Genomic DNA, 3,202 nt, shown 5'->3' on the forward strand with positions numbered 1-3,202 from the left:
GAATTAGGCGGCCCGGTTTATATCCGAATTGGTAAAAAGAAAGAACCTCTTATTCATGAGAATCTCCCTGAATTTGTGATCGGGAAGGGATTGCTTATTCATGAGGGGAGAGAGATCTGCATTCTTGGTAATGGGACACTCATGCCAAATATTTTGGCAGCTGCTGATTTGTTGCAAAACACTGGTTTGAACCCGACTGTCATTCATTTTCATACCCTGAAACCACTGGATACATACACACTTGACAAAGTTTTCTCTCAATATTCCCTCATCATAACCATTGAAGAGCACAGCCTTATAGGGGGCCTTGGATCTGCCGTTGGTGAGTGGCTTGTTGATCAACTTGTTTGTCAGAAAGGTCAGTTGATGAGAATTGGCATTCCTGATGAATATCTTTACGATGCGAGGAATCAGGAGAGCGCACGGGAATATTATGGACTGTCCCCGGGAAAACTTGCTGAGACAATAAAGACAAGATGCAGAACATTGCAAATACCATTTAAGTGAGCTGATTGCATGCGATTATACTCAGGTCCTTTTTCTGAGGGCTTTTAGATTAATGACGTATGAATATGATTATCGGTATCGATTTTGATAATACGATTATTGATTATCACAGCCTCTTTTATGAGGCAGGTATTTCCCTTGGGATTCTCTTAGATGATGCTACAAAGAGTAAACAATCGATCCGAAGAGATCTCCTTGATGCTGATCTTGAAGATGAATGGGTAAAGATTCAAGGGTTGGTGTATGGGAAGCTTATAAAGAAGGCTAGAATGATGGAGGGGTTCTACTCATTTTTAAAAGGATGTCAGGAGTATGGATGGGTTGTTTACATTATAAGTCATAAAACTCGTCACTCAGCCGATGGAAAAGGGTATGGTCTTCATCCTCCTGCTCTCTCCTGGCTAAAAACCAATGGGATTTTTGAATCCGTTCAGGGTGTTTATTTTGAAACCACACGTAGAAGAAAGATATCCCGGATTAATCATCTTGATTGTAGAATTATTATCGATGATTTACCTGAAGTGCTACTTCACCCGGATCTCCATTCTGATATCGTCAAAATACTCTATGATCCTGACTCTTCTTATCCAATAAACCAAGATTATCAGACTATAACTCACTGGAATCAAATGTTGAATGGTATTCTGGAGTTAAAGGAATCGTATCATGATTAATCTGGATTTATCTTCGCGGGCCCTTATTTCCGGACTTGGATATAATGAAGGGATTGTAGTTCGTCCTGAAAAGAGTGGAGGTAACAATAAGGTTTTCATACTTGAATGGGAGGGAATGCCAAAATATGTTCTTAAGCAGTACTTCCGGCATCCATTGGATCAGAGAGATCGCTTCGGGGCTGAGTGGATGTTTCTTAACTATGCGGACTCGGTTGGTGTATCCTGTGTGCCAAAACCTAAAGTGTGTGACTCCGAGCAGGGAATTGCTATCATGGAATATATTCCTGGCCACAAAATCTCTTCAGATGGATTGCAGGATTCACATGTAATGCAGGCGATTGAGTTTATTGAAGCGCTGAATATGCAAAAGATCAAGAGCAATACTGGCTCACTTCCACCCGCCTCTGAAGCATGTTTCTCTATGCGCGATCATCTTGAAAGCGTTGAGAGACGGATTGGGCGACTTAAGAAGATTCGGATTGGGTCAGATATTGATCATAAAGCCGAAGAATTTGTCAGATTAGAGTTAATTCCCCTCTGGGAAGAGATAAAAACCAGAATTCTTGCTTTAGCACAGGATAGGGGCATTGATCTTGATATGAGGCTTTTAGAAGGAGATACAATTGTTTCACCATCTGATTTTGGTTTTCACAATGCAATTGCAAGCCCTGAGGGAAGAGTGTTTTTTATCGACTTTGAGTATGCTGGTATGGATGATCCGGTTAAGATGATTGCAGATTTCTTTTGCCAGCCCTCAGTTCCTGTTTCTCTGTCGTATCTGCCGGCTTTTGCAACCCGTGTCCTTGGAAGATTAGAGAATCCGGAAAGAGATTTATTCAGATTGCAGATGCTTTTCCCGGTTCATGCATTGAAGTGGTGTTGTATTATGCTCAATGAATTTCTTCCTGTTGGGGAGGATCGAAGAAGATTTGCAGATGCTGGTCTTGATATCAATGAGGTTAAAAAGATTCAGTTGAATAAGGCGCGAACTTTTTACTCAACCATTGAGAAGCGGAGGCAAAATGTCGAATCATTACTCAAGTTGGAGGCTTTACCATGAATGATGGAGAATTATCGACATCCTCTTTAAGGGCAATACCTCCATTAAATATTACACATCTTGTGGCATTGAGATATGGGAGTCCTGATTATTCATGGGTGAATTAGTTCATTTTGTTACGCCTCTTCATAAAAAAACAGAGCGCGATTATCTTGCACGAATGGTTGATGATAAAGCCAACTGTATGAAGAAGGCGAAAGAATATGAATTTGACTACTGGGATGGCGACCGGCGATATGGCTATGGTGGCTACTCCTATCGGCCAGGGTACTGGAAACCTGTTGCTCAAAATCTCATTGATAGGTATAATCTAAAGGCGGGAGATCGGGTTCTTGATGTTGGGTGTGGGAAAGGATATCTACTATTTGAACTGCAACAACTTCAACCCGAACTGGAGCTTCAGGGCTTTGATATCTCCGTTCATGGATTGGAATGCCGTCATCCGGATTTTAAGGGAGAACTGTTCCGCCATCGCGCCCAGGACCCATTTCCATTTGATGGCAATGCATTTGATCTGGTCATCTCGCTTGGATGCCTCCATAATCTGCGAATCTTCGATTTGAAAACTTCGTTATCTGAAATTGAGCGAGTGGGCAGGCAGAAGTACATCATGGTGGAGAGTTACCGGGATGAGAGTGAGATGTTTAATCTTGAGTGCTGGGCTTTGACTGCCGAGTCACTCTTTGATACCGATGAATGGATCTGGCTGTATAATCACTTTGGCTATACAGGGGATTATGAATTTATATACTTTGAATGAGGTGCACCAATAATGCTGATTAGAACAATGAAAGCAGCGATACTGACAGAGACGAATAAACCCCTTGTTGTAGATGAGGTTGAACTACCGGATACCCTCTCATGTGGCCAGGTTCTCGTTAAGATTATTTATAGTGGTATTTGCGGTGCTCAGATAAATGAAATTGAGGCGGCAAAAGGAGAGGATAGGTTTCTCCCACAT

4 protein-coding genes and 1 pseudogene are annotated in these 3,202 nt (G+C 41.8%); all 5 read left to right on the plus strand.

What is annotated here, in order from left to right; genetic code table 11:
* A partial coding sequence (locus QCH34_RS09610; protein WP_300333373.1) for a transketolase C-terminal domain-containing protein occupies positions 1-507 on the plus strand: 507 nt, incomplete at its 5' end.
* A gap of 59 nt (positions 508-566) precedes the next feature.
* Positions 567-1,181, plus strand: a complete 615-nt coding sequence (locus QCH34_RS09615; RefSeq protein ID WP_300333376.1) for a hypothetical protein — start codon at positions 567-569, stop codon at positions 1,179-1,181.
* Positions 1,174-2,241, plus strand: coding sequence for a phosphotransferase (locus QCH34_RS09620; RefSeq protein WP_300333382.1), 1,068 nt, complete (start codon positions 1,174-1,176; stop codon positions 2,239-2,241). Before QCH34_RS09615 ends, QCH34_RS09620 begins: the two co-directional genes overlap by 8 nt.
* Before the next feature lie 94 nt (positions 2,242-2,335).
* Positions 2,336-3,001, plus strand: a complete 666-nt coding sequence (locus QCH34_RS09625) for a class I SAM-dependent methyltransferase (RefSeq protein ID WP_300333384.1) — start codon at positions 2,336-2,338, stop codon at positions 2,999-3,001.
* Positions 3,002-3,013: 12 nt separating this feature from the next.
* Positions 3,014-3,202, plus strand: a pseudogene (locus QCH34_RS09630) (dehydrogenase); the annotation flags it as partial.

Origin of the sequence: Methanocalculus sp., from assembly GCF_029762515.1 — an archaeon.
Lineage (GTDB): Archaea > Halobacteriota > Methanomicrobia > Methanomicrobiales > Methanocorpusculaceae > Methanocalculus.